General features: G+C 53.0%; 23 protein-coding genes. 8 read left to right on the top strand and 15 right to left on the bottom strand.

Features of this window, described 5'->3' with window-relative positions; all coding sequences use genetic code 11:
• Positions 1–31: 31 nt before the first annotated feature.
• The 4 genes from ftsP to U0026_RS03575 form a co-directional block, all read right to left on the bottom strand.
• Positions 32–1,444, bottom strand: coding sequence for a cell division protein FtsP (gene ftsP, locus U0026_RS03590; RefSeq protein WP_062776374.1), 1,413 nt, complete (start codon positions 1,442–1,444; stop codon positions 32–34).
• A 98-nt stretch (positions 1,445–1,542) separates the two neighbouring features.
• Entirely contained in the window at positions 1,543–2,280 is a 738-nt protein-coding gene (locus tag U0026_RS03585; protein WP_062776372.1) for a 1-acylglycerol-3-phosphate O-acyltransferase, read from the bottom strand.
• Between the two features lie 224 nt (positions 2,281–2,504).
• Positions 2,505–4,763, bottom strand: a complete 2,259-nt coding sequence (parC, locus tag U0026_RS03580) for a DNA topoisomerase IV subunit A (RefSeq protein WP_062776370.1) — start codon at positions 4,761–4,763, stop codon at positions 2,505–2,507.
• Positions 4,764–4,994: 231 nt separating this feature from the next.
• A complete protein-coding gene (locus U0026_RS03575; RefSeq protein WP_062776368.1) occupies positions 4,995–5,393 on the bottom strand; it encodes a YgiW/YdeI family stress tolerance OB fold protein in 399 nt (132 codons plus the stop codon).
• A 149-nt stretch (positions 5,394–5,542) separates the two neighbouring features.
• Here U0026_RS03575 and qseB point away from each other — a divergent pair, with 149 nt between their 5' ends.
• The 5 genes from qseB (at position 5,543) to lysM (ending at position 9,199) form a co-directional block, all read left to right on the top strand.
• Positions 5,543–6,202, top strand: a complete 660-nt coding sequence (qseB, locus tag U0026_RS03570; protein ID WP_062776367.1) for a quorum sensing response regulator transcription factor QseB — start codon at positions 5,543–5,545, stop codon at positions 6,200–6,202.
• The gene (qseC, locus tag U0026_RS03565; RefSeq protein WP_062776365.1) at positions 6,199–7,548 is read left to right on the top strand and encodes a quorum sensing histidine kinase QseC; all 1,350 of its coding nucleotides are present in this window, start codon (positions 6,199–6,201) and stop codon (positions 7,546–7,548) included. Before qseB ends, qseC begins: the two co-directional genes overlap by 4 nt.
• 144 nt (positions 7,549–7,692) lie before the next feature.
• Positions 7,693–8,274 (top strand): NAD(P)H-dependent oxidoreductase, encoded by a 582-nt coding sequence (locus U0026_RS03560; RefSeq protein ID WP_062776363.1) that lies wholly within the window; start codon positions 7,693–7,695, stop codon positions 8,272–8,274.
• 30 nt (positions 8,275–8,304) lie between these two features.
• Positions 8,305–8,619, top strand: a complete 315-nt coding sequence (locus tag U0026_RS03555) for a putative quinol monooxygenase (RefSeq protein WP_062776362.1) — start codon at positions 8,305–8,307, stop codon at positions 8,617–8,619.
• A gap of 139 nt (positions 8,620–8,758) precedes the next feature.
• Positions 8,759–9,199 carry a peptidoglycan-binding protein LysM gene (gene lysM / locus U0026_RS03550; protein WP_062776360.1) on the top strand — a complete coding sequence of 147 codons (441 nt, stop codon included), beginning with the start codon at positions 8,759–8,761 and terminating at the stop codon, positions 9,197–9,199.
• A gap of 44 nt (positions 9,200–9,243) precedes the next feature.
• On the opposite strand, the gene U0026_RS03545 is transcribed toward lysM, so the two are convergent.
• The 3 genes from U0026_RS03545 to U0026_RS03535 form a co-directional block, all read right to left on the bottom strand.
• Entirely contained in the window at positions 9,244–10,434 is a 1,191-nt protein-coding gene (locus U0026_RS03545) for a glycoside hydrolase family 88 protein (protein ID WP_062776358.1), read from the bottom strand.
• Positions 10,435–10,459: 25 nt separating this feature from the next.
• The gene (locus U0026_RS03540; protein WP_062776356.1) at positions 10,460–11,728 is read right to left on the bottom strand and encodes an oligosaccharide MFS transporter; all 1,269 of its coding nucleotides are present in this window, start codon (positions 11,726–11,728) and stop codon (positions 10,460–10,462) included.
• Positions 11,729–11,823: 95 nt separating this feature from the next.
• A complete protein-coding gene (locus U0026_RS03535) occupies positions 11,824–13,584 on the bottom strand; it encodes a DUF2264 domain-containing protein (RefSeq protein ID WP_241974046.1) in 1,761 nt (586 codons plus the stop codon).
• 230 nt (positions 13,585–13,814) lie between these two features.
• Here U0026_RS03535 and U0026_RS03530 point away from each other — a divergent pair, with 230 nt between their 5' ends.
• A complete protein-coding gene (locus U0026_RS03530; protein ID WP_062776352.1) occupies positions 13,815–14,672 on the top strand; it encodes an AraC family transcriptional regulator in 858 nt (285 codons plus the stop codon).
• A gap of 1 nt (position 14,673) precedes the next feature.
• On the opposite strand, the gene U0026_RS03525 is transcribed toward U0026_RS03530, so the two are convergent.
• From U0026_RS03525 to nudF, 8 genes are all read right to left on the bottom strand, one after another.
• On the bottom strand, positions 14,674–15,963 hold the full coding sequence (locus U0026_RS03525) for a TRAP transporter large permease (protein WP_062776350.1): 1,290 nt from the start codon (positions 15,961–15,963) through the stop codon (positions 14,674–14,676).
• A gap of 11 nt (positions 15,964–15,974) precedes the next feature.
• Entirely contained in the window at positions 15,975–16,523 is a 549-nt protein-coding gene (locus U0026_RS03520; RefSeq protein WP_062776348.1) for a TRAP transporter small permease, read from the bottom strand.
• A gap of 57 nt (positions 16,524–16,580) precedes the next feature.
• On the bottom strand, positions 16,581–17,558 hold the full coding sequence (locus tag U0026_RS03515; protein WP_062776346.1) for a TRAP transporter substrate-binding protein: 978 nt from the start codon (positions 17,556–17,558) through the stop codon (positions 16,581–16,583).
• A 542-nt stretch (positions 17,559–18,100) separates the two neighbouring features.
• Positions 18,101–19,996, bottom strand: coding sequence for a DNA topoisomerase IV subunit B (gene parE / locus U0026_RS03510; RefSeq protein ID WP_062776344.1), 1,896 nt, complete (start codon positions 19,994–19,996; stop codon positions 18,101–18,103).
• A 27-nt stretch (positions 19,997–20,023) separates the two neighbouring features.
• Positions 20,024–20,599 carry an esterase YqiA gene (gene yqiA / locus U0026_RS03505; protein WP_062776343.1) on the bottom strand — a complete coding sequence of 192 codons (576 nt, stop codon included), beginning with the start codon at positions 20,597–20,599 and terminating at the stop codon, positions 20,024–20,026.
• Entirely contained in the window at positions 20,599–21,426 is an 828-nt protein-coding gene (gene cpdA / locus U0026_RS03500; RefSeq protein ID WP_062776341.1) for a 3',5'-cyclic-AMP phosphodiesterase, read from the bottom strand. The genes yqiA and cpdA overlap by 1 nt, the downstream gene beginning before the upstream one ends.
• Before the next feature lie 91 nt (positions 21,427–21,517).
• Positions 21,518–21,943 (bottom strand): DUF1249 family protein, encoded by a 426-nt coding sequence (locus U0026_RS03495; protein ID WP_062776339.1) that lies wholly within the window; start codon positions 21,941–21,943, stop codon positions 21,518–21,520.
• A complete protein-coding gene (gene nudF, locus U0026_RS03490; RefSeq protein ID WP_062776337.1) occupies positions 21,940–22,572 on the bottom strand; it encodes an ADP-ribose diphosphatase in 633 nt (210 codons plus the stop codon). The genes U0026_RS03495 and nudF overlap by 4 nt, the downstream gene beginning before the upstream one ends.
• Before the next feature lie 210 nt (positions 22,573–22,782).
• On the opposite strand from nudF, the gene tolC reads away from it, so the two are divergent.
• A complete protein-coding gene (gene tolC, locus U0026_RS03485) occupies positions 22,783–24,207 on the top strand; it encodes an outer membrane channel protein TolC (RefSeq protein ID WP_062776460.1) in 1,425 nt (474 codons plus the stop codon).
• A gap of 179 nt (positions 24,208–24,386) precedes the next feature.
• Positions 24,387–25,070 (top strand): DUF1190 family protein, encoded by a 684-nt coding sequence (locus U0026_RS03480; protein ID WP_062776336.1) that lies wholly within the window; start codon positions 24,387–24,389, stop codon positions 25,068–25,070.
• The last annotated feature ends 3 nt before the right edge of the window (positions 25,071–25,073 follow it).

Below are 25,073 nucleotides of genomic sequence, written 5' to 3'. Positions count from 1 at the left end.
CGGCGTCACGATGACGCCGGGATTTTCTTAATTACGGCGCGGGGTTAACCAAAATTTGACCAATGGAACCCCTGTCGGCCAGTTCCAGCGTCTGGCTGGAATACTGGAACGGGAAGTGCGGCCAGGATGGCTGAGCGTAATACACCAGCAGTTCAACCTGACCATCAACCCACACCGTATCTTTCCAGCCCCGGTCTTCCGGCATCGGCGTTGCGCCGTTGACGTTGCGGATCTGGAACATCACCCCTTCAATATGGAACGACTGCGGCGCGTCGGCACGAACCGTCCAGCGCTCCCAGGTTCCCTGCTGGGCGGTAATATCAATACGCTGCGGATCCCACAACTGACCGTTGATGCCCGGATCGTCGCCCAGCATGATATCGCGGCTGCGAATGGGAGTACCGCCGAGAATTTCCGCCGGCAATATGCGCATCGGTAAGTTATCGGTCACCAGCGGCAGCAGCCCCGTCGGGCGAAGGGTCAGCACCAGCGTCGAGATCAGGATACTTGAAGGTTCGAAGAATCCACGAATACGTTCCATGATGCTTGCCGACTCGCCACAGGTAATCGACACTTCATCACCGTTGGTCATATCCACCAGTACTTCCCGACGCTCACCTGGCGCCAGTGAGATCTGTGTGGCCGAGACGGGTGCCGGCAGAAAACCCTGATCGCTGGAGATAACGTGCAGCGCGCGTCCATCGCTCATTTGCAGTAAATAGCGGCGGGAGTTGGAGGCATTGAGCAAGCGCAAGCGCACCCAACCGCGAGAGACTTCCACATAGGGCCCCTGCACGCCATTAACCAACAGCGTATCGCCAACAAAACCGCCGCTGCCCGGTTCGTCGTACACCGGGGTACCGAAGTTATCCAGACGCTTATCCTGGATGATGACCGGGAAGTCATCGACTCCGTAGTGATTAGGGAATGGTAAGGACTTACTTACTTCATCTTCAATTAACCACATGCCCGCCAGGCCGTTATAAACCTGCTGTGCTGTATGGTTTGGCGTATTGGCCTGATACCACAGGGTTGCCGCACTCTGACGAATCGGCAACACCGGCGCCCAGTCGGCGTTCGGCGACATCATGCGTGCCGCACCGCCAATCAGCGGGCCCGGCACCTGCAAACCACGAATGGTCATGGCGACATTTTCAGTGAGTCGATTGCTGTAGATGAGCTTAACGTCATCGCCTTTCCAGACGCGGATAGTTGGCCCAAGGTAGCGGCCATTGATACCCCATACGTACGCGCGGGTGCCTTCTGAAAAGGACCAGTGCGTCCGCTGCATCGTTAAGAAAAGCGGCTGTCCACGGCGAGACTCCAGCAGCGGAGGTACCGGCAGCACAGGCTGTTTGCCTGCGGCCTGAGCCCTCAGCGGCACAGCGCCCGCACAAAGCGCAACGCCCGAAGCCTGAATAAACTGACGCCGACTGAGTGACATATAAGCTCCATCAAAACTGACAAATCAAAAGGGGAAATCACTTTCCCAACAGCAAAACAGCATACAACGCAGGCATCAGCCCACGTCGTGGGGCGTTTTTACACTTTACCGGCAGACTCGCGCTCGGCCACTTCCTGATCCAGCTCGGCAATTTTTGCCTTCATGACTTCACGGCAATGTTTAGCTAAATCACGAACCTGATCTTTACTCCAGGCGCTGGTATCAATGGGTGGCAGCATTTCAACAATCACCAGACCGTTATTCCAGCGGTTAAGTTTAATCTTATTTGAGGTGTTTGAAACACAGACCGGAATAATCGGTACCCCCGCCGCAATCGCCGCATGAAATGCGCCGGTTTTAAACGGCAGCAGCCCACGGCCCCGGCTTCGCGTGCCTTCCGGGAACATCCAGAAAGAGATCTTGCGGGTCTTAAACGATTTGACCACCTGGGCGATAGTGCTATGCGCAGCAGCGCGGTTATTACGGTCAATCAGCAAGTTACCGGTTAACCAGTAAATCTGACCGAAGAATGGGATCCACACCAGGCTCTTTTTCCCGACAGTCACCGTTGGCGGTTGCACGATATTCGCCGCCGTCACCATGTCGTAGTTGTTCTGGTGGTTCGCAATATAGATAGCGTTGCCGTAGCTTTCAGCATCCGCTGGCTTACGAAGCTCGACTTTTAAACCAAAAACGGATGACAGACGGCCAAACAGACGGCCAAAAGTAGAAACATGTTTTGGATTGCGTGGGCTGAACAGGCAATAGATACAGCCAAAAATGCAGACCAGAATGCAATAAATGACAACAATAATCATACGTAAAATTGATAGCATAGCGTCCTCTGAACCCTGTACCGCTTAGAATTGTACCCGTTATGACGACGACGAAGGCGCAACAAGCATCCTTACCATAGACGACAAACGGGGCATATAGAGACCGGATAGGGCTTTGTTACTTGCAGACCCCTGCAAAAGGGTATTGTTAATCGCAATCACCGAATTAACAACGGTTTTATCGACTCCATTATTCCCCCCGCCTGACGACGGGGGGAGGAAGATTACTCTTCGCTGTTGCCCACGTGAGCACGTTTCGGCGAATCAATCTCAACGCGATCAATTTTTTGCAAACCGCGCATCAGCGTACCGCGACGACCGCGTTCACCCGTCACTTTCTGCAACTCTTCCGGACGCAGTTTGATCTTACGTTTACCCACGTGGAAGGTCAGCGTGCTTTGTGGTGGCAGAATGTAGAGGTGCGCCAGGCTATCAACACCGCTCGCCGCTTCCGCCGAAGGGATGTTGATAATCTTGTTACCCTTACCTTTCGATAACTGCGGCAAATCACTCAACGGGAACATCAGCATCCGGCCCGCCGAGGTAATTGCCAACAGCATGTCAGATTCGTCTTCCACCACCAGCGGTGGCATAACGTGGGCATTTTCCGGCAGTGAGATCAGCGCCTTGCCCGCACGGTTACGCGCGACCAGATCGTTGAAGGTACACAGGAAACCATAGCCAGCGTCGGAGGCCAGCAGCAATTTCTGCTCTTCGCCTTCCATCAGCATATGCTCAACCGTAGCACCCGGTGGCAACGTCAGCTTGCCGGTTAACGGCTCGCCCTGCCCACGTGCAGACGGTAGTGTAATCGGGTCAATGGCATAACTACGGCCGGTTGTGTCGACAAACACCACCGGCTGATTGCTCTTACCTTTCACCGATGCTTTCCAGCTATCGCCGGATTTGTAACTCAAACCTTGTGCATCAATATCATGGCCTTTGGCACTACGCACCCAGCCCATCTGCGACAGCACGATAGTGACCGGCTCAGACGGCAGCATGTCGTGATCGCTCATGGCTTTCGCTTCTTCACGCTCACGCAGCGGCGAACGACGGTCGTCACCAAAGGCATCAGAGTCAGCCTGCAGCTCTTTCTTCAGCAGGTTACTCATTTTGCGTTCAGAGGCGAGGATAGCCTGCAGCTGATCGCGCTCTTTAGCTAAATCATCCTGCTCGCCGCGGATCTTCACTTCTTCCAGTTTGGCGAGGTGGCGTAATTTCAGCTCAAGGATCGCTTCAGCCTGCGTTTCGCTGATACCAAAACGCGACATCAGCGCGGGCTTTGGCTCATCTTCACGGCGGATGATCTCAATCACTTCATCAATGTTGAGGAACGCCACCAGCAAACCTTCGAGGATATGCAGGCGTTTGAGGACTTTTTCCAGGCGGTAGTTCAGACGACGACGTACCGTATCACGACGGAATGCCAGCCATTCGGTGAGGATCTCCAGCAGATTTTTCACCGCCGGGCGACCGTCGAGGCCGATCATGTTCAGGTTGATACGGTAGCTTTTTTCTAAATCGGTGGTGACGAACAGGTGGTTCATCACCGGTTCCATATCCACACGATTAGAGCGCGGCACAATCACCAGACGCGTCGGGTTCTCGTGGTCAGACTCGTCACGCAGATCGTCGACCATCGGCAGCTTTTTATTGCGCATCTGCGCCGCAATCTGCTCCAGCACTTTGGCACCGGAAACCTGATGCGGCAGCGCGGTAATCACCACCGCACCGTCTTCTTTATGCCACACAGCACGCATGCGCACGGAGCCACGGCCATTCTGGTAAATTTTGCGGATTTCCGCGCGAGGAGTGATGATTTCCGCTTCGGTCGGGTAGTCCGGCCCTTGCACAATATCCAGCACTTCATCGAGAGTCGTCTGCGGTTTTTCAATAAGCGTAATCGCCGCTTTTGCCACTTCGCGCAGGTTGTGCGGCGGAATGTCCGTCGCCATGCCTACGGCAATACCGGTGGTGCCGTTTAGCAGAATGTTCGGCAGACGCGCAGGCAGCATCTTCGGCTCCTGCATCGTACCATCGAAGTTCGGTGCCCAATCGGCGGTGCCCTGGCCTAGCTCGCTCAACAGCAGTTCAGCGTACTTTGACAGACGCGATTCGGTATAACGCATTGCTGCGAATGACTTCGGATCGTCCGGCGCCCCCCAGTTCCCCTGACCATCAACCAGTGGATAACGGTAAGAGAACGGCTGCGCCATCAGCACCATCGCTTCATAACAGGCGCTATCGCCGTGCGGATGATACTTACCCAATACGTCGCCGACGGTACGGGCGGATTTTTTAAATTTGGCGCTGGCGTTCAGTCCCAGCTCTGACATCGCATAAACGATGCGGCGCTGTACCGGCTTTAAACCATCGCCAATAAACGGCAACGCCCTGTCCATGATGACGTACATGGAATAGTTTAAGTAGGCGTTTTCCGTGAATTCATGTAGCGCAAGGCGCTCTGCCATATCGCTCATTAACTGGGGATCCTCAATCTGCATGCTGACCGTACGGACGGCAATATTGCCGCAGATAATACCCTATCTCACGTTCTGAGTCACAGGGCGTGAGCCCAGTGCGAAAATCGTTAACACAGCGGCCATTTTCAGAGGGTTACGGAAACAAAAAGACCGGGACAACGCTGATGATGAGCGATGTCCCGGTCTTGACTGGCAGATGCTGCGCGATATTGCGCAGCATTTACGGCGTTACGGATTCACTTTGCGGATCTGCTTCACGTCGATTTCGACGGAGTTCCAGTCTTTATCCACTTCACCCTGGATTTCTACTACATCTTGCGGAGTGACGGTCAGACCGTTCCAGCGTTTGTGGTCGATATCCACATTCACGGTGCCGCTGGCATCTTTAAAGATGTACAGATCGTCTGAGATGCGTTCGATAATGTTACCGCGCAGGGTCACCCAAGTATCGTCACGCATTGATTTAGCGTTGGCTGAGGTGGTTACCGTACCGTTAGGCCCCACAAAGCCACCGGCTTGCGAGGTTGTCGTGGTGCTGCTCGGGCCGGAAAAACCGCCCTGGTTAGCAGCGAAGGCTGGCGCACAGGTCAGAGCCAGAACAGCAGCGATAGCAGCAAATTTCTTCATGATATGTTCTCCCTTTTTGGTTTCTGACACCTATTACACATGCCAATTCTTAACAATTTCTTAAGAGAAAAAAAGATTTATTTTTGCTGTACAGCGCCAGTGCGCGCGCGGTTTACTGAGGCTATACAGCAGCAGGCATGGAGCGTCAGATGCGCATTTTATTAATTGAAGACGACAAACTTATCGGTGACGGCATTAAAACCGGGTTGGGGAAAATGGGCTTTACCATCGACTGGTTCACCGAGGGTAAAGAAGGGAAAATCGCCCTTTATAGCGCGCCATACGATGCGGTGATCCTCGATCTGACGCTTCCCGGCATGGATGGGCTGGATATTTTGCGCGAATGGCGTGAGAAATCGCACGGTGAGCCGGTGTTGATTTTGACCGCCCGCGACGCGCTTAGCCAACGCGTGGAAGGTTTACGTCTTGGTGCCGACGACTATCTCTGCAAGCCGTTTGCGCTAATTGAAGTTGCCGCACGCCTGGAAGCGCTGATTCGCCGTGCCCACGGTCAAACCAGCAACGTGCTGCGCCACGGCGCGGTTGAACTCGATCCCGGAAAGTTAGTTGCGACGCTGGAGGGAGAACCACTCGCGCTCAAACCCAAAGAATTCGCCCTGCTGGAACTGCTGCTCCGCAACGTCGGGCGCGTGCTGCCGCGTAAACTCATCGAAGAGAAGCTGTATAGCTGGGACGAAGAGGTCTCCAGCAACGCCATTGAGGTCCACGTCCATCATCTGCGCCGCAAGCTCGGCAGCCATTTTATCCGTACCGTTCACGGTATCGGCTACACCCTGGGTGACCAATGAATCTACTCCGCCGCCTGAGTCTGCGTTTTCGCCTGACGCTGATTTTTGTCCTGCTCGCCGCCGTCGCCTGGTGCTTTGCCAGCGCCATCGCCTGGAAGCAGACCACCGACAAACTCGATAAGCTGTTCGATACTCAGCAGATGTTATTTGCTAAACGTATCAGCGCCATGGATTTCGCCGACCTGCAGTCCTCGCGCCAATGGATACGTGCGCCGAAAAAGGTCAAACACGGTCATCTTGATGATGACGTGCTGGCCTTCGCTATCTACACCACCGATGGAAAAATGGTGATGCATGACGGCGAAAACGGCCCCTACATTCCCTATCATTACCGCCGCGAAGGCTTTGATGACGGGCAGCTTAGCAACGATGACGATAGCTGGCGCTTTTTGTGGCTTACCACCGCGGATAAAAAATACCGAATTGTCGTCGGCCAGGAGTGGGATTACCGCCGGGAGATGGCGCTGGATATCATTACCAGCCAGCTCACGCCGTGGCTTATCGCCCTGCCGGTGATGTTTTTGCTGCTGATACTGTTGCTGAGCCGCGAATTGGCGCCGCTAAAAAAACTGACCCGCACGCTACGCCTGCGCGATCCGGATGCCAATGATCCACTTGATACCCACGGCGTCCCCAGTGAAGTGCGCCCGCTGCTGGATGCGCTAAACCAACTGTTCCGCCGCACTCACGATATGATGACCCGTGAACGTCGTTTTACCTCCGACGCCGCCCATGAACTGCGCAGTCCGCTGACCGCGCTGCGGGTACAGGCTGAAGTGGCGCAGATGTCGCAGGACGATCCCGAAAGCCAGCGTAAAGCGCTTAACCAATTACATGCCGGTATCGACCGCGCGACCCGTCTGGTTGAGCAGCTACTCACCCTCTCCCGCCTCGACTCTCTCGAGCAGCTTGCTGATGTGCAAACGGTCAACCTTGACGATCTGCTGCAATCTTCGGTGATGGACGCTTACCATGCGGCGCAAAAGGCGGGCATTGAAATCCGCCTGCATCTGCACGCCCAGCAGGTTAGCCGCACCGCGCAGCCGCTGCTGCTAAGTCTACTGGTACGCAACCTGCTGGATAATGCCGTGCGCTACAGCCCGGCGGGCAGCACGGTCGATGTAACGCTTGAGCAAAGCTACTTTACCGTGCGCGATAACGGGCCGGGAATCAGCCCGGAAGCGCTAGCACGCATTGGCGAACGCTTCTATCGCCCACCGGGACAGGATGAAACCGGAAGCGGGCTGGGGCTGTCGATTGTGCAGCGGATTGCGACGCTGCATGGGATGACGGTCACCTTTGATAATGCGGCTGAAGGGGGTTTTGAAGTCACAGTGAGGTGGTAGTCAAAGTCAGAAAGCGCGTCTGAAATAGCACATCCTCGCGCTATTTTTGCCAAAATCGCAAAAGACTTTGCACATTTTGTACATTTAACCGCTTTAATGACCCGAGTATTATTGCTGACAAACTTATTTTCCTGAGGATAAAAAATGAGCAACATCCTGATTGTCAACGGCGCAAAAAAATTCGGTCACTCTAACGGTCAACTGAACGACACCCTGACTGAAGTCGCGGAGACCTTCCTGCGCGACCTCGGGCATGATGTTAAAGTGGTTCGTGCGGACGGTGACTATGACGTGAAAGCCGAAGTACAAAACTTCCTGTGGGCCGACACCGTTATCTGGCAGATGCCGGGCTGGTGGATGGGCGCGCCATGGACCGTCAAAAAATATATCGATGACGTGTTCACCGAAGGTCACGGCTCTTTGTACGCCAGCGATGGTCGCACTCGCTCTGACGCGAGCAAGAAATATGGCTCAGGTGGTCTGATTCAGGGCAAAACCTATATGCTGTCGCTGACCTGGAACGCACCGATGGAAGCCTTTACCGATAAAGATCAGTTCTTCCACGGCGTGGGCGTTGATGGCGTTTATCTGCCGTTCCACAAAGCGAATCAGTTCCTGGGAATGGAAGCGCTGCCGACCTTTATCACCAACGACGTTATCAAAATGCCTGACGTTCCACGCTACGTTGCAGAATACCGCGAGCATCTTGGGAAAATTTTTGGTTAACTGGTAGGCAGGAATTAGAAGGAGTTAATCATGTTGACAGTTATTGCTGAAATCCGCACTCGTCCAGGACAACATCACCGTCAGGCGGTGTTGGATCAGTTCGCTAAAATTATCCCGACAGTACTGAAAGAAGAAGGTTGCCACGGCTATGCGCCGATGGTCGACAATGCCGCTGGCGTAAGTTTCCAGACTACCGCACCCGATTCCATTGTGATGATTGAGCAGTGGGAAAGCATCGCGCATCTTGAAGCCCATCTGCAAACCCCGCATATGAAAGCCTACGGCGAAGCGGTAAAAGGCGATGTTCTGGAAATGAATATTCGTATTCTTGAACCCGGCGTCTGATTAGCACAGGCCTGATAAGCATAGCGCCATCAGGCTGTTAATCGCAGTTTGCCGGATGGCGGCGCTAGCGCCTTATCCGGCCTACTTTTTCTCCACCTGCTATGCTTATTCAGTCTTCATGTTCAACAGGAGGAATGAAATGGGCATTTTTAATTTTGTGAAAGAGGCCGGTGAAAAGCTCTGGGACAGTCTGACTGACCACGGCGGGCAAGGCGATAAAGCCGCTGAGCATCTTAAGAAGCTGAATATCCCCGGCGCCGATAAAGTTCAAATCAACATTACCGATGGTAAGGCCAGCGTAACCGGCGACGGTTTGACGCAGGAAGAGAAAGAAAAAATCCAGGTTGCGGTGGGCAATATCGCTGGCGTCAGCGAAGTTGAAAACAACATCACAACAACCGATACCCACGATGAAGCGACCTACTACACGGTCAAATCAGGCGATACTCTAAGCGCCATTTCCAAAACGGTCTACGGCAACGCCAATCTGTACAACAAAATCTTCGAAGCTAACCGCCCTATGCTCTCCAGTCCGGATAAGATTTATCCCGGCCAGACTTTGCGTATTCCAAAAGCGTAATGACAAACAGGTCGCCCTCTCACTGAGAGAGCGACCTACATAGATTACCAGTACTGCTTCCAGCTCTGCGTCATGCGCACCAGCGCTTCCACATAGAAGTAATCTCCCCAGCTACAGCACTCATCCACGCCTTTATCGCTGGCGAAGTGATAAACCGAGTGTTTCAGTACGCCGGTGCCCGGCTCATCCAGCCCCATCAGATAGTGTTTAGACAGCGATGACATCATTCCCATCGCCCACTGCTGATAGCGTTCACGATCCGGATCGGTCGTCGGTAAATGCTTCACCAGCTCCAGCAGACCGCAGACGGCAATCGCTGCCGATGACGAGTCTCGCAGTGCATCGGTGCCAACCAGCGCCAAATCCCAATGACAGACAGCATCTTCCGGCAAACGATTGAGGAAGTAATTAGCCAGCTTTTTCGACAGGCTAATCAGTTCTTTATCGCCGGTATAGAGGAAGCTCAGCATAAAGCCATAAATTCCCCACGCCTGACCACGTGACCAGCAAGAATCATCGGCATAGCCCTGCTGAGTCTTACCAAAGCGCGGCGCGCCGGTCTGCACGTCCATATAGTAGGTGTGGTAGGTCGAAGCATCGTCACGCACCAGATATTTTGCCGACTGGCGAACGTGGGCGCGGGCGGCATCAGCAAAGCGCGGATCGCCGGTCTGCTCAGTCGCCCAGTACAGCAACGGCAGGTTCATGGTGCAGTCGATAATCATGCGCCCGGCCTGTTCAGGGTCGGTAAGAACGCCCCAGGCCTGGATGATTTCCGCTTTCCGATGGAAGCGTTCGAGTAACGCTTCCGCCGCCTGCAACGAGAAGCCCCGCGCGTCACGGTTACCGGTCAAACGCCATGCTGAAACGCAAGAGAGCGTGTACAGGAATCCCAGGTCGTGAGTGTTGGTGTCATGACGCCCGGCAATCCTCAGACCAAATGAGCGGACATGCTGCTCGGCCAGCGCCCGGTATTTCTCCTCACCGGTCATCTCCCACGCCAGCCACAGCTGACCGGTCCAGAAGCTTGTAGTCCACTCAATATTCTCGGTCAGCGGGTAATACCCATTAACACAGGCTTCACCTGGGAATTTATCCCCGAAATCCGTTAAATGACGGCTAATCAGCTTAAGGACATGGCTACGCGCCGAGCACAGTTCATCGTTAAACGTTTGAAGATTAACGGGAGCCCCCGGATATTCGCGCAGTTTTTCCCAAACGATATGGTTTAACATTTTCGGTTCCTTCATTCAGTAGAGCTTATTTAGAAATACCGTTTTCAGCCACATCCAGCGCAGGCTGGCGATTATTCTGGCGTTGACAAGCAGATAAAGTGAAAGCGGAGACAAGCGTAAAGAACAAGGCGATAGCCCCCATGATCATATACGTCTTTTCAAAGCCTATGCGGTCGTACAATAAACCTGCTGGTGATGACACCACCACATTGCCGATATACAGCATCGCCTGATAACCCAGTAAATACATGGTGGCATTGACGCGCTTATCGAAATGCTCAGCAATATATTTAAAGACCGATACTAACAGCAGACAAATTTCAAGACCGTATAGCGGTTTAATCACTGAGATCAAAAGATGTGAATCGCACAATCCAGAAATAACCAGACGCGCCCCAACTAATACGCCAACAATCAGTAAGCCTCGTTTTGCACCGATATAATTCACGAACATCGGCATAAAGATATACATCACGAACTCAGTGCCGGACTGAACCGTACCGAGCAAGCCAAATACCGTGTTGCCTTCATGAACATCATTAAAGAAGGTGACGAAGTAGCGCGAGAATTGCTGCTCGGCAACAAACATCATCCACGCCACACCCGCAACATACAGGCAGAAGGCCCAAAACTTGCCGCTTTTCAGCAGGTCGAAAACATCTTTGAGGACAATCTTATCTTTGGAAATAACGGCGCTGGCATTGGCGGTCTGGGTATCGACCTTCAGACTCATCAATACCGCCAGCATCACCAGTGACGCGACGCTACCGAGAATAAAGTTGTAGGCCGGAGAGATATTAAACAGCAGGCCTGAGAAGGAAGAGGCAACAGCCCACCCCAGCGAACCCCACATACGAATCTGCCCAAACTCCATGCTGTTAAGGCGGCTATAACGGTCAGCGTAGGACTCACAGGCCGCAACACCCGCATACCACGCGAAGCTCAGGTAAATTGCCCCGACCACAATCCCCACCATCGTGTGGGACAGCAATAACGGCTGGTAAACATAAATAAAGAATGGCGCCATTAAGGCCGACATCACTACCACGAAATAGAGCAGATATTTACTCATGCCGATTTTATCAAGAATATAGCCATAAATCGGTTTCAAAATAACGGAGAATATACCGTTAACGGCAAATACGGTACCAATCACCGCACCGCTCAGTTCCGCTTTTTGCCCAAGCCAGATAGCAAACAAACCAATACTGGCAGACCAGGTAAAGAAGTATAAAAATATAAACGAACTTATTTTGTAATATTCTATTCTGTTTTGAGACGATACATTTTCCATACAGGCCTCGACAAAATGTGTAGGTTACACGTGCTGGATAATCATGATTCAGCACGTGCCAGAGGGTATTCCGGTTGTTGTTATTATCCGGAGTGTTATAAATGCAGGGAGATCGTTTCCCCGCTGACATTGTCAGTCACGTGGAGCATATTATTTTCAATAACGAGCGTCGGCGCTAATAACGGTGCTGGCACGGAATGCCCGCTGGCCGTCACTGCACAGCAAAGCCAATGATCGCCGGGTGCCATCTCCCCCACCAACGTCGGGATTGAAGCGCATTCAGCAAACATCACGCTGCTATTTGGTGGTGTAATCACACTATCGGCCTGACGCACGGTGTATGGCGATAAATCCATAATCACGCTTTGACCGTTGGCTGCCTGCACCTTGCTGCACCGCGTCGTGATATCCGCATCAGCCTTCATCACCGCAAAGCCGCCTTCCACCGTTTGCAAACGACGCGCGCTATTCACATGATGCACGCGCACGTGCCATTCGCCACACGGGATAAGCCAGGTATCAATCTGTACGTCGTGCCACGGAAGCCAGCGGGAGTAAATCGCGCCATTAAGCATTTCCACGCTTTCGCATTCGCGACGGCCGCGCCAGTAGTTATCGTTATCTGACAACAGCAACATAGAGTCGCAGGCCGCGTGTTTAATACCGTAGCGCCCCCGCTCAATGGTGAAACCAAAGCGGGTCGAGTAAGCAAACTTGGTGTACTTGGCCTCGGTATTGACGTAGTTGTTCAGTTCCAGTTGGCCTGAGGTGAGCATCACCACGTGCTGCGAGTTTTCGCAGTGCTGCAAAATTTGCTGCGCGGGAACAATCGCATGTACCGGCGCAAGCTCCGGCAACGGTAGCTCTTCAGCCTGCCAGAAAGCATGATCCTCAGGCAGTGCCATAATCAGAAACACCTTCAGCGCCCAGTAAGGTGAGCCCGGTGAATTGTAGTCTTCACACATCGCCAGATTCGGGTAAGCAAAGCCCAGCGTTAAGATGCCGTCACGGTCGAAAATAGGCTGTGCCAGCCACCAACGCAGGTGTCGCAGAATAATGCCCTTCACCACGCCAGGGGAGAATACGTCCAGTTCGGCAAAGGCCACGCCGCTCCAGAACGCGACCATCGCAAAACGGTAGGTCAGGCTGCGGCCAAACGGCACCGACGCGCCATCGGCGGCGCTGAGATAAATAAAGTCTTTGGCAAACAGGCAAGAACGCTCACGGAGCGTCGCCGCGCGGGCGGGATCATCGTTCGCATTCAGGGTGGCATAAATCAGGCCATAGAAATGGAATGCCATCGAGATGTAGTAATCCTTCGGGCGTCCGGGGCCGTCGGAGTACCAGCCATCGCCGAGATAGTAGGCTTCCATCATCTCAAAGCGACGGTCAATCGCCGCCTGGTCGTAAGGCAGCCCGGCACGTTTAAAGCCGAGCTGAACGATAATGGCGAAGTAGTTCCAGTTGCTGTCCGGCATCTGGGCGTCGGTGATTTGGTTGAGCCAGCGATGCAGGTTAGTCAGTTCAGATTCACTAAAGAGGTGAGTTAATTGATCCTGCATTAACGCCAGACCCAAACCGTAGGCCGCCATCTCAACCAGACGCTGGTCATATGGCCCGGTTTCGCCCCAGTAATACGGGCTTTTCGGGTCGGTCCCGAGCTTAATCGCCGTGATATATTTTTCGCTAAACGGCACATCCGCCCCACCCGCCATCAGTGGGAAAAGGCCCCAAAGCGCTCTCGATAAGCCCTCCATCTCCGCGATTGAAGTGCTGTAGTGCGCGCAGGTTTTACCCAGCGAGAACTGCGCAACGCCTGCGGGAAACTGTTTATCGAGAGCGCTCAGCATCGTCATCAGCGCTTGCGTGACGTCTTCACGTGATGACAATAGATTTGATATTTCCGTCACTGTTCTGGCCTCTAATTTATCCATCCTCGAAAGTGGCTAAAGAATAGAGAATCCAGGTCATGGAGAAATGTTAACCCGATCACAACTGATAGTATTGAATGAACCGCCGCTTGATAAAATTTAAAACAGTGGTTTAGTAGTAAGATTATTGACGGGAAAATTTAAATTTATTGCACATGACTTCATCCTGGAATACCGAGCATCTGGAGCTTATTACACTCAACGATACCGTAGCGTCGTTCAGCCGCCTTTTTGCCAATACGGTGCGTTACCATCACTGGCATCAATGTCTGGAAATTCTCTACGTGGAAGAGGGTTTTGGGGTTGTCATCGTTGATAATCGCCAGTACACCATGCGTCCTGGCAGACTCTTTTTCTTCCCGCCATTTACGCTGCATAAAATCATGGTTGATGAAAAAGCGCAGGACAGCTATCGCCGCACCATTATTCATGTTGATCAGCACGCCATTAGCAAATTTGTCCACCCGTTTACCGAAAATCACCGCCGTTTGCAGGTACTTTCTGCACGTGGCCGACCAGCCTTCGTTGCCGACCTCGCCGATATCCATCCCCATATCGACCATCTATTTAGCCTCTATGCCAGTATGTCATCCACCTCGGGGTTAAGTACCGAGCAGATAGCCACCATGCTAATGACGCTGTTTAGTATGCTGCCGCCGGTGCAGGAGAAAATGGCCGAATCATCAAACGGTATTGCGACGCCGGTGATGTTCTGGATTGAAGAGAATTATCGCCGCAAGTTCAGTCTCGATGCTTTGGCGGCTGAGCTGGGAAAATCACGAAGTTATCTGTCACGGCGTTTCCATGCCGAAACCGGGGAGCATATTCACGACTATCTCAATACCCTGCGTTTGCGCCGTGCTTGCGAGCTGCTGCTGCACAGTGCGCTACCGGTGAATGAAATTGCCGGGCAAGTGGGGTTTGCCGAGGTGACCTATTTTATTAGCTCATTTAAGAAGGGGATCGGTGAGACCCCCTTGCAGTACCGCAAAAATCACGTCACGCGCCGCTAAGCTAGTGGAACCGTGCCGGGAGCCACAGCGAGATCATCGGGATGTAGGTGATAATAACCAGCACCAGGAACAGTACGCAGTAGAACGGCACCATCGCTTTCACCACGGTCTCAATCTTTTCTCCACTGACCGCGCTTGCCACAAACAGCACCGAGCCCACCGGCGGCGTGATAAGCCCGATGCCTAAGTTCATCATCATAATGATGCCAAAGTGCACCGGATCGATGCCGAGTTGAACCACCACCGGCAACAGAATCGGCGTCAGGATCAGGATCAGCGGAGCCATGTCCATCAGACATCCCAGAAGCAGCAGCATAATGTTGATAATCAACAAAATGACGTACTTGTTATCCGACAGCGACAGCAGCGCGGCAGAGATTTCCTGTGGCAGGCCCACCAGCGTCATCACCGAACCAAAGGCGGCAGCGAAGGCTATCAATACCATCACCATGGTCACCGTTTTGATGGTGCGGTGAATCAGCTTCGGGAAGTCCTTGAACTTATATTCACGGTAGACAAAGAAGGTGACAAACATCGCCCAGACGCAGGCAATCGCCCCAGACTCGGTTGGCGTGAAGAAACCGGAGAGAATGCCGCCGGAGATAATCACAATGGTGATAAGCCCCCAGATGGCATCGGAGGCGATTTTCAGCTTGCGCTTAAGCTCGACGCTCTCTTCTTTCGGGTAGTTATTTTTACGTGCGGCGATAAGACACATAATGATGAGCGTAAAGCACAGCACCAGCGTCGGGATAATCCCAGCCAGGAACATCGCCGGAATGGTCACCGCTGCGGTATTTGCCACAATGGCAAACAGCACCGAGTTGTGGCTTGGCGGCACCAGAATCGCCTGCACCGAGGCGCTAGCGGTCAGTACCGCGCCGAACGATCGCGGGTAGCCTTTACGTTCCATCTCCGGGATCAGCACCGATCCGATCGACGCCGTATCGGCCACTGACGATCCGGAAATCGCACCAAACAGCGTTGAGGCCAGAATATTGACCAGCGATAGGCCGCCACGGATCCAGCCGACAAACAGCCCGGCAAAATCGACCAGCCTTCGCGCCATGCCCCCTTCCGCCATAATCGCCCCGGCAAAGACGAAGAACGGGATGGTTAGCAAGTTGACGTTATCGGTACTGTGGAAGATGGTGATAATCAGGCCATCAAGTGAAAAATCAGCGAAAGCCGTGACGATAACGGCGGTCAGGCCAACGGCATACGCCACCGGCATGCCCACCGCCATCAACACCACGAACGTGACCACAAAGATAATTAGCGTTAAGTCCATCGGTTCGCTCCTTAATGGCCGACTTTCGGCGAGCCGTATTGCACCAGCTCGCGGTGCGATTGTGGGCCGCACAGCAGTTTTTCAACCACGAACAGCAGCGTAAAGAACGATCCCAGTGGAATAGGTAAATGGGTGATCCCCGAAGTCAGGAACGGCAACGATGGCACCACATCTTCCCAGGCATCCATACAACCAATAATTCCCCAGTGGATGATAAAAAGGCAGGTTGCCAGCATCGCCAGATCGACAAACACCGCCAGCCCCTTTTTCATCGCGGGGTTGATATGATCGACCAACATGGTGATAGCGATATGGCTACCCGCACGATAAGCCGCCGCCGCGCCCACAAACGAGAAAGTGATCATACAAATTTGCGACAAAGGCTCCGGCCAGCTGGTTGAGGCGTGCGGTAAGAAACCCAGCCACTCAGGAAAATCAGGACGAAAGCGAGCGTAAATCCCCACCAGATAAATAAACGTCATAAATAACAGGCTGATCCCTGACAGCCAAATGCAGATCCGATACACGCCATCCATGACCAGGACATAGAGTTTTTTCATTGTTATCTCCAGATCAAAACAGGCAGGCCAGCGCTCGCCAGCCCGCCGCCACGTGCCTTATTTAGTGTCCTGAATTTCCTGCATTAAGGTGCTGAACTGCTTGCCATATTTCTCACGTACCGGCGCGGTCGCATCAACAAACGGCTTCTTATCCACCGGGAGGAATTTCACCCCCTGGCTTTGTAGGCGCTGTTTTGATTTTTCAACATATTGCGCCCACAGTACGCGCTCTTCCGCCTGTGCTTCCTTCGCCAGTTTCATGATAAGCGTCTGATCTTCCGGCGAGAGTTTGCTCCATTTACGCTTCGAAAAAGCGAGGACTTCGGGGATCATAAAGTGTTCGGTGAGATCGAAATACTTAGTGCCTGCCACCACGTAGTTTTCGGTATCAAAGGTCGGTTCATTGTTTTCCGCCGCATCGATAACGCCGGTTTGCAGGCTGGCAAAGACATCACCAACCGGTAGCACTATCGGGTTCGCGCCCAGCGCTTTAAAAGTATCGAGGCCAATCGGGTTGTTTTGCAGACGGATTTTGACACCCTTCAGATCGTCGAGTGAGGTGACCGGTTTTTTGGTGATAAGGCTGCGCGAACCTGCATCCATCCAGCCGAGGAACACCAGTCCGAGTTTACTATCAGAGATCTCCTGTGCCAGTTTGGTGCCAATATTGCCGTCCAGCACCTTGTGCTGATGGTCGGTATCGCGGAACACAAACGGCATGTTGAATACGCTGACTTCAGGAAGGATGCCACCAACCGGCGACATTGAGACACGCAGAATATCGATAGCGCCCGCACGCGTTTTTTCAAGCGTGGTGCTTTCGTCACCCATTTGCCCGCTTGGGAACATGCGAATGGAAAGGCGCCCGTCCGTTTGGGCACTGAGTTTTTCACCCATGTGAATGACGGCCGCCGTCGTTGGATAGTCGACCGGATGCACATCAGAGGCGATGAACACCGTTTTTGCCATCGCCGCCGCAGACCCCATCATTAACGAGAAAGATAGAACGCTTACTGCCAGTTTTCTTCTTAACATAGACGATTCTCTTTTGAGGAAAGATAAAATTCACCATGCGAATCAAGAGCCAGCACGGATTAACGTCCATGTTCAGTAGTATGTTTTATTTACCCTAAATAATTCGAATTGCGGAAAGGCGGCAAGAGAGCGACAAATTCGTGAGGAACGAATTTGACCAGCCAAAGGCTGGCCTCTGGTGAGGGACAGGGATGTCCCTCATTAATCCCCCGGAGCGTACATAAGTACGTGACTGGGGTGAGCGAGCGCGGCCAACGCATCAGCAACTTGAAGTATGACGGGTATATCCAGCGGAAGAATATGGTAGAAGTCATACAACTAAAGTGTGACCTGTCATACCAAATTTCAAAATGGCATTTCATAAAGTGAAGAAATTAGAATTGAATCGATTAACTAAGAGGCGTTTGCGGCAATAAAAAAGGAGACGCAAGCGTCTCCTTTTCGAAAGAGTAGGCCGGATAAGGCTTTTACGCAGCCATCCGGCAAACTGCACCGCACTGCCTGATGGCGCTACGCTTATCAGGCCTACGGGGTTGATGAGATTAGGCTTCGATATCCGCCATATCACCTTTTTCTTGTAGCCAATTACGGCGATCTTCCGAACGCTTCTTGGCTAACAGCATATCCATCATGGCATTGGTTTGTTGTTCATCTTCATCGGTAATGAACAGCTGTACCAGGCGGCGAGTATTCGGATCAAGCGTCGTTTCACGCAGCTGTAAGGGGTTCATTTCACCCAACCCTTTAAAGCGCTGTACGTTTGGCTTGCCCTTCTTACGTTTAAGCTGTTCCAGCACGCCGGCTTTTTCTTCTTCGGTCAGCGCGTAGAAAACCTCTTTGCCCAGATCGATACGGTACAACGGCGGCAGCGCTACGTAGACGTGGCCTTCTTTCACCAGCGCCCGGAAATGTTTCACAAACAGCGCGCACAGCAGGGTGGCGATGTGTAAGCCATCGGAGTCAGCATCCGCGAGGATACAGATCTTACCGTAACGCAGCTGGCTGAGATCCGAGCTGTCTGGATCGATGCCGATCGCGACAGAAATATCATGCACTTCCTGCGACGCCAGCACTTCATCAGAAGAGACTTCCCAGGTGTTGAGGATCTTACCTTTAAGCGGCATGATCGCCTGAAATTCACGATCGCGCGCCTGTTTGGCAGAACCACCTGCCGAGTCACCTTCCACAAGGAACAGCTCGGTGCGGGCGAGATCCTGTGCGGTACAGTCCGCCAGTTTACCCGGCAGCGCCGGGCCGCTGGTGAGCTTTTTGCGCACCACTTTCTTCGCCGCGCGCAGACGACGCTGGGCGCTAGAAATTGCCATTTCTGCCAGCAGTTCTGCCGACTGAACGTTCTGGTTTAGCCACAGGCTAAAGGCATCTTTAACGATACCGGAGACAAATGCGGCGCACTGGCGTGAAGACAAACGCTCTTTAGTTTGTCCGGCAAACTGCGGATCCTGCATTTTCACCGACAGCACGTAAGCGCAGCGATCCCAGATATCTTCCGCCGACAGCTTCACGCCGCGCGGCAGAATATTGCGGTATTCGCAGAACTCACGCATTGCGTCCAGCAGACCCTGCCGCAGGCCGTTGACGTGCGTACCGCCCTGCATCGTCGGGATCAGGTTGACGTAGCTTTCAGTCAGCAGTTCGCCGCCTTCAGGCAGCCACAGCAGCGCCCAATCGACCGCTTCCGTATCACCGGAGAACGTGCCGACAAACGGTTTTTCCGGCAGTAACGGCAGACCGTTTACCGCTTCGCTCAGGTAATCCGTCAGGCCGTCGGCATAGCACCAGATCTGTTCGGTATCATTGACCTTGTCTTTAAAGACGATTTCAACACCCGGGCACAGCACCGCTTTGGCTTTCAGCAAATGGCTTAAACGCGAAGCGGAGAAGCGTGGGCTATCAAAGAAGCTTTCGTCCGGCCAGAAGTGTACGCTGGTACCGGTGTTACGTTTTCCGCAGGTACCGGAAACGTGCAGGTCTTCAACCTTGTCACCGTTTTCAAAAGCAATGCTGTAGATTTGGCCGTCGCGACGAACGTTTACTTCCACGCGCTTTGACAGGGCGTTGACCACCGAGATCCCAACACCATGGAGGCCGCCGGAAAACTGGTAGTTTTTATTAGAAAACTTACCGCCTGCGTGCAAACGACACAGGATCAGTTCAATCGCCGGTACACCCTCTTCCGGGTGAATATCAACAGGCATACCACGTCCGTCATCAATAACTTCCAGTGACTGATCGGCATGCAAAATGACCTCGACACGTTTCGCGTGCCCAGCCAGCGCTTCGTCCACACTGTTATCAATAACTTCCTGACCCATATGGTTAGGGCGTGTGGTATCTGTATACATCCCCGGGCGGCGGCGAACCGGCTCAAGCCCAGTGAGAACCTCAATGGAATCAGCGTTATAAGAAGATTGCGTCATGATCTATTCGTAGGTAGTTGGCGTTGCTTAATGCAACCCCAGGAAATCGATAATCTGGGTGAAGTGATCTTCAAAGCCGGTAAATGCATGATTACCGCCCTCTTCTACCGTTTGTCGGCAGGCGGAGAAATAGTCCACGGCCTGGCGATAATCAAGTACTTCATCGCCGGTTTGCTGAAGCAACCAGATAAGATCCGGGGCCTCAAGTGGGTCAATTTGCATCACTTTGAGATCGTAAATATGGCGAGACTCTAGCACATATTGTTGCCCGGTGTAGGGATTCTCGTTCGGGCCGAGGAAATTCGTCAGCAGTTCAAACGGCCTCATCGCCGGGTTGACCACCACGGCTGGCAGCATGAAACACTGCGACAGCCAGGTCGCATAATATCCCCCCAGCGACGACCCTACGATACCCAACGGCTCACCGCCGTGCTTAAGCACCAGCGCTTCTAGCATTTCAGCAGCTTGCGCCGGATATGCAGGCAGTTGGGGAATAAGCATGTTCACATTCGGGGCGTGTTCCGCCAGCCATTGCTTAAGCGCCGTGGCTTTGGCTGACCATGGAGAACTGTTGAACCCATGCAAATAAAGAAGCGTCGACATCAATAGCCTTCAGATGCGGTATCAGGATGGAACTTCACCCCGGCAAGGCGGCAGACTTCGGTGGTCAATGAACCATCGGCATGCAGCTCCAGCCAGCGCCAACCGGGAGAAACGGTATCGAGGGTGAAATTAGAACAGTGCGGCTTAAACTGCACGCAGGTTGACGGCGTTGCCATAATACGTCGGCCGTTCCAGCTAACGTCCAGCTCCTGATGAATATGGCCGCAGAGCAGATGTTTTACGCGCGGATAACGCGCCAGCACGCCATCCAGCGCTCCTGCGTTGCGCAGGCTGTGTTGGTCGAGCCAGCTACAGCCTGACGGCAGTGGGTGATGATGCAGAAGCAGCAAGGTATGGCGCTCAGGTTCTTGCGTCAGACGTTTTTCGAGCCATTCCAGCTGAAAGTCGCTCAGTTCGCCATGCGGAACACCAAACACCTGACTGTCCAACAATAATATCTGCCAGTTCTCACCCACCAGTACGCGTTTTGCAGGGGAAATTCCTGCCTCTTGCAAGGTGCTGTACATTGAGGGCTGGAAATCATGATTCCCCGGCAACCAAACGCAAGGCACAGAAAAACTCGCGATGCCGTCAGCAAAATGCTGATAGGCCGCGGAGGAGTGATCCTGCGCTAAATCGCCGGTGGCAACCACCAGGTCAACGTCACGAGCCGAGGCATGAATCGCCTCCAGGACCGCGTGATAGCTTTCCCAGGTGTTCACCCCTAACAGCGTTTCATCTTGCTGGGCAAACAGGTGAGTATCAGTAATTTGCAGTACCCTAACACTGGCCCCACCAGCCAGAGGAAGGTTTAAAAGGCTTTCCAAATGGTGTCCTTAGGTTTCACGATGCAAATATACACATCATCCTCTCAGGCGACTTCTCGCTGGCAGCGTCTGTGATGACGCCTGAAAGCTGTTATGTACAAACCGGAATCGCCATCGCTCCATGTGCTAAACAGAATCTCAGCCAATCGGCCAAAAACTGATTAATTTGATGCTTTTCGTCGCGTTGATGCAACTTTTTATTTGGATAATCATACCGCGCTTTGAAGCGAAAGATCTGCTGAGTTGAACACACTTCAGCTACCATCGCATCATGATAAAGCCGTACCGTCATCGTCGGCAGGCTCCAGTAGCTTATCGCAGGCAACGTTTGTTCAATCGTCACAAGCGTAGTGTAACGTGTTGATTCAACTATCGTTAAGCGATATTGCGCATTAGCCACCTGATAGTTCACCGTTTCACCGACTTCATCAGTACGCGGCAGTAAGCGACGCAATTGCGCGAAGTTGGTTTCGCATAGGCGCATCATTTCTGGGAAGTCAGGTGTATATCGCTTCATTTGATCCACTCTTTTCGTAAGTCCTGATAATGCAGCTGCAGCCATTGCAAAGCGATGACAGACGCTGCGTTGTCAATTTTTCCATCCTCTACACATTGATAAGCGAACTCCCGGCTTACCACATGAACGCGAATATCTTCGTGTTCTTCCGCCAGGCCATGAATACCTTCGGCCGTTGTCGCATCCACTTCGCCCACCATAATAGTCAGGCGCTCGCTGGTACCGCCCGGGCTTGCAAGATAGCTCAGGCACTTTTTCACCCGCCCGACTTCAAGCCCGGCCTCTTCTTGCGCCTCGCGACGAGCAACATCCTCGACGGTTTCCCCTTCTTCGATCATGCCGGCCACCATTTCCAGCAGATACGGGGTTTCACTGGTGTCGTAGGCGGCAATTCGCACCTGCTCAACCAACACCACTTCATCACGCACTGGGTCAAAGGGTAGCAAGACTGCAGCGTGACCGCGCTCAAAAATTTCACGCTTAACCTCGCCGCTCATCTCACCGTTAAACAACCGGTGACGAAAGCGATACAAATCAAGCGAAAAAAAGCCGCGATATACCGTTTCTCGTGCAATAATTTCTACATCATTTTTCGAGAGCGTTGCCACAGGGTTAACTGTTTTTGTCATGGACTGGCCTATGCAGTAATTGTGTTGAAATTGTGGATTTAAAGTCAGTGGCTCTTAGGATTCACTCACTCTATGGTAGATTGGTGCAAATTAACGCCAGATGGCACATTACGACAACTTTTTAACGTGGCAGACTCTGGTACAATCGGCGAATATTTTTTCTGTGAATTAGATCAGCGCTAAGCTTCACAACAAGGAATGCAAATGCAAATGAAGAAATTGCTCCCCATCCTTATTGGTCTGAGCCTTACGGGTTTCAGTGCAATGAGCCAGGCAGAGAACCTGTTACAGGTGTATCAGCAGGCACGTACCAGCAATCCGGAGCTCCGTAAATCTGCCGCAGATCGTGATGCTGCGTTCGAGAAGATCAACGAAGCGCGCAGCCCACTGTTGCCGCAGTTAGGCTTGGGTGCCGATTATACCTATACCAACGGCTTCCGCGACAGCAACGGCGTGGACTCTAACGTCACCAGCGGCTCTTTGCAGTTGACGCAAAGCCTGTTTGATATGTCCAAATGGCGTAACCTTTCCCTGCAAGAAAAATCAGCAGGCATCCAGGATGTGACCTATCAGACCGATCAGCAGACGCTGATCCTCAATACCGCGACGGCGTACTTTAACGTCCTGAGCGCCATTGACTCGCTGTCCTTTACTGAAGCGCAGAAACAGGCCATTTACCGCCAGTTAGATCAAACCACTCAGCGCTTTAACGTGGGCCTCGTTGCCATTACCGACGTGCAGAACGCCCGTTCACAATACGACACCGTACTGGCGAACGAAGTCACCGCACGTAACAACCTCGACAACGCCGTTGAAGCGCTGCGTCAGGTCACCGGTAACTACTACCCTGAACTGTCCTCACTGAACGTGGATAGCTTCAAAACCGACAAGCCGCAGGGCGTGAGCTCGCTGCTGAAAGAAGCGGAAAACCGTAACCTGTCGCTGTTGCAGGCTCGTCTGAGCCAGGATCTGGCGCGTGAGCAAATTCGTCTGGCGCAGGATGGCCATCTGCCAACGCTGGATTTAACCGCTTCTACCGGGGTATCTAACACTTCTTATAGTGGCTCTAAAACCAACAGTGGCAACTTTAACGACACAGATGCCGGTCAGAACAAAGTGGGTCTGAGCTTCTCCTTGCCACTGTATCAAGGCGGGATGGTTAACTCTCAGGTTAAACAAGCGCAGTACAACTTCGTGGGCGCCAGCGAGCAGCTGGAAAGCGCGCACCGTTCCGTTGTGCAGACCGTACGTTCTTCCTTCAATAACGTTAACGCCTCTATCAGCAGCATCAACGCCTACAAACAGGCCGTTATTTCTGCGCAGAGTTCTTTAGACGCGATGGAAGCGGGCTACTCCGTGGGTACGCGTACTATTGTTGACGTGTTGGATGCGACCACCACGCTGTATAACGCCAAACAACAGCTTTCTAGCGCGCGTTATAACTACCTGATAAATCAGCTGAATATCAAAAATGCATTGGGTACGCTCAACGAGCAGGATCTACTGGCACTGAACAATACGCTCGGCAAGCCGGTTTCTACCGCTAACGCCAGCGTCGCGCCGGAAAATGCACAGCAGGATGCTGCCGCTGATGGTTACACCTCACCGGCCACCAGCAAAGCACGCCTGCGCTAAGGTCTGTATTTGCCTTAAAAAGGGTCCGTTTTTACGGACCCTTTTTTATTTATCCCCTCTCAACGTAAGGCAACGTAAAGATCGCCTGCTTTAGTCCCTTCTTCGCTTCATTTTCAACCACTCATCCTCTATCCTGAGCGTTATTGCAATACCACTCTACTGGGTCCAGGAAGATTAAAATGAAACGGACAAATAATATTCAGCACGCCGCATTTCGTAAAAGCTGGGGCGCGCGCCACTTAACGCCAGTTGCCCTCGCCGTTACCGCAGTCTTTATGCTGGCGGGCTGTGAGAAATCTGATGAAACCGTCACGCTGTATCAGAACGCGGACGACTGCTCCGCCGCTAACCCGAGCAAGAGCGCAGAATGTACCACCACCTACAACAACGCCCTGAAAGAAGCCGAGCGTACCGCTCCGAAATACGCCAGCCGTGAAGACTGCGTGGCTGAGTTCGGCGAAGGTCAGTGCCAGCAGGCTCCAGCGCAGGCAGGCATGGCGCCTACCGGCGAAGGCCAGGCCCAGGCGCAGAATCAGAGCAGCGGTAGCTTCTGGATGCCACTGATGGCAGGCTACATGATGGGCCGCATGATGAGTGGCGGCATGGGTGGTTACCAGCAGCAGCCGGTATTCACCTCGAAGAATCCATCCAGCCCGGCTTACGGTAAATATACCGATGCGGGCGGCAAAAACTACGGTGCCGCACAACCGGGCCGTTCAGTGAACGTACCGAAAACGGCGATGGCACCAAAACCTGCCACCACCAATACGGTCACTCGCGGCGGCTTTGGCGAGTCTGTAGCGAAACAGTCCACTATGCAGCGTAGCGCGACGGGCAGCACTTCCCGTTCAATGGGCGGCTAATAT

The sequence above is a fragment of the Kluyvera intermedia genome (assembly GCF_034424175.1).
GTDB classification, from domain to species: Bacteria; Pseudomonadota; Gammaproteobacteria; order Enterobacterales; family Enterobacteriaceae; genus Kluyvera; species Kluyvera intermedia.
Note: the sequence above shows the minus strand (reverse complement) of the source record. Positions and strands in the feature narration are given on the sequence as shown.

Excerpts from the sequence above, each read along its gene's own strand:
- ftsP (WP_062776374.1), bottom strand. The coding sequence starts at position 1,444 with ATGTCACTCAGTCGGCGTCAGTTTATTCAGGCTTCGGGCGTTGCGCTT.
- U0026_RS03585 (WP_062776372.1), bottom strand. The coding sequence starts at position 2,280 with ATGCTATCAATTTTACGTATGATTATTGTTGTCATTTATTGCATTCTG.
- parC (WP_062776370.1), bottom strand. The coding sequence starts at position 4,763 with ATGAGCGATATGGCAGAGCGCCTTGCGCTACATGAATTCACGGAAAAC.
- U0026_RS03575 (WP_062776368.1), bottom strand. The coding sequence starts at position 5,393 with ATGAAGAAATTTGCTGCTATCGCTGCTGTTCTGGCTCTGACCTGTGCG.
- qseB (WP_062776367.1), top strand. The coding sequence starts at position 5,543 with ATGCGCATTTTATTAATTGAAGACGACAAACTTATCGGTGACGGCATT.
- qseC (WP_062776365.1), top strand. The coding sequence starts at position 6,199 with ATGAATCTACTCCGCCGCCTGAGTCTGCGTTTTCGCCTGACGCTGATT.
- U0026_RS03560 (WP_062776363.1), top strand. The coding sequence starts at position 7,693 with ATGAGCAACATCCTGATTGTCAACGGCGCAAAAAAATTCGGTCACTCT.
- U0026_RS03555 (WP_062776362.1), top strand. The coding sequence starts at position 8,305 with ATGTTGACAGTTATTGCTGAAATCCGCACTCGTCCAGGACAACATCAC.
- lysM (WP_062776360.1), top strand. The coding sequence starts at position 8,759 with ATGGGCATTTTTAATTTTGTGAAAGAGGCCGGTGAAAAGCTCTGGGAC.
- U0026_RS03545 (WP_062776358.1), bottom strand. The coding sequence starts at position 10,434 with ATGTTAAACCATATCGTTTGGGAAAAACTGCGCGAATATCCGGGGGCT.
- U0026_RS03540 (WP_062776356.1), bottom strand. The coding sequence starts at position 11,728 with ATGGAAAATGTATCGTCTCAAAACAGAATAGAATATTACAAAATAAGT.
- U0026_RS03535 (WP_241974046.1), bottom strand. The coding sequence starts at position 13,584 with ATGACGATGCTGAGCGCTCTCGATAAACAGTTTCCCGCAGGCGTTGCG.
- U0026_RS03530 (WP_062776352.1), top strand. The coding sequence starts at position 13,815 with ATGACTTCATCCTGGAATACCGAGCATCTGGAGCTTATTACACTCAAC.
- U0026_RS03525 (WP_062776350.1), bottom strand. The coding sequence starts at position 15,963 with ATGGACTTAACGCTAATTATCTTTGTGGTCACGTTCGTGGTGTTGATG.
- U0026_RS03520 (WP_062776348.1), bottom strand. The coding sequence starts at position 16,523 with ATGAAAAAACTCTATGTCCTGGTCATGGATGGCGTGTATCGGATCTGC.
- U0026_RS03515 (WP_062776346.1), bottom strand. The coding sequence starts at position 17,558 with ATGTTAAGAAGAAAACTGGCAGTAAGCGTTCTATCTTTCTCGTTAATG.
- parE (WP_062776344.1), bottom strand. The coding sequence starts at position 19,996 with ATGACGCAATCTTCTTATAACGCTGATTCCATTGAGGTTCTCACTGGG.
- yqiA (WP_062776343.1), bottom strand. The coding sequence starts at position 20,599 with ATGTCGACGCTTCTTTATTTGCATGGGTTCAACAGTTCTCCATGGTCA.
- U0026_RS03495 (WP_062776339.1), bottom strand. The coding sequence starts at position 21,943 with ATGAAGCGATATACACCTGACTTCCCAGAAATGATGCGCCTATGCGAA.
- nudF (WP_062776337.1), bottom strand. The coding sequence starts at position 22,572 with ATGACAAAAACAGTTAACCCTGTGGCAACGCTCTCGAAAAATGATGTA.
- tolC (WP_062776460.1), top strand. The coding sequence starts at position 22,783 with ATGAAGAAATTGCTCCCCATCCTTATTGGTCTGAGCCTTACGGGTTTC.
- U0026_RS03480 (WP_062776336.1), top strand. The coding sequence starts at position 24,387 with ATGAAACGGACAAATAATATTCAGCACGCCGCATTTCGTAAAAGCTGG.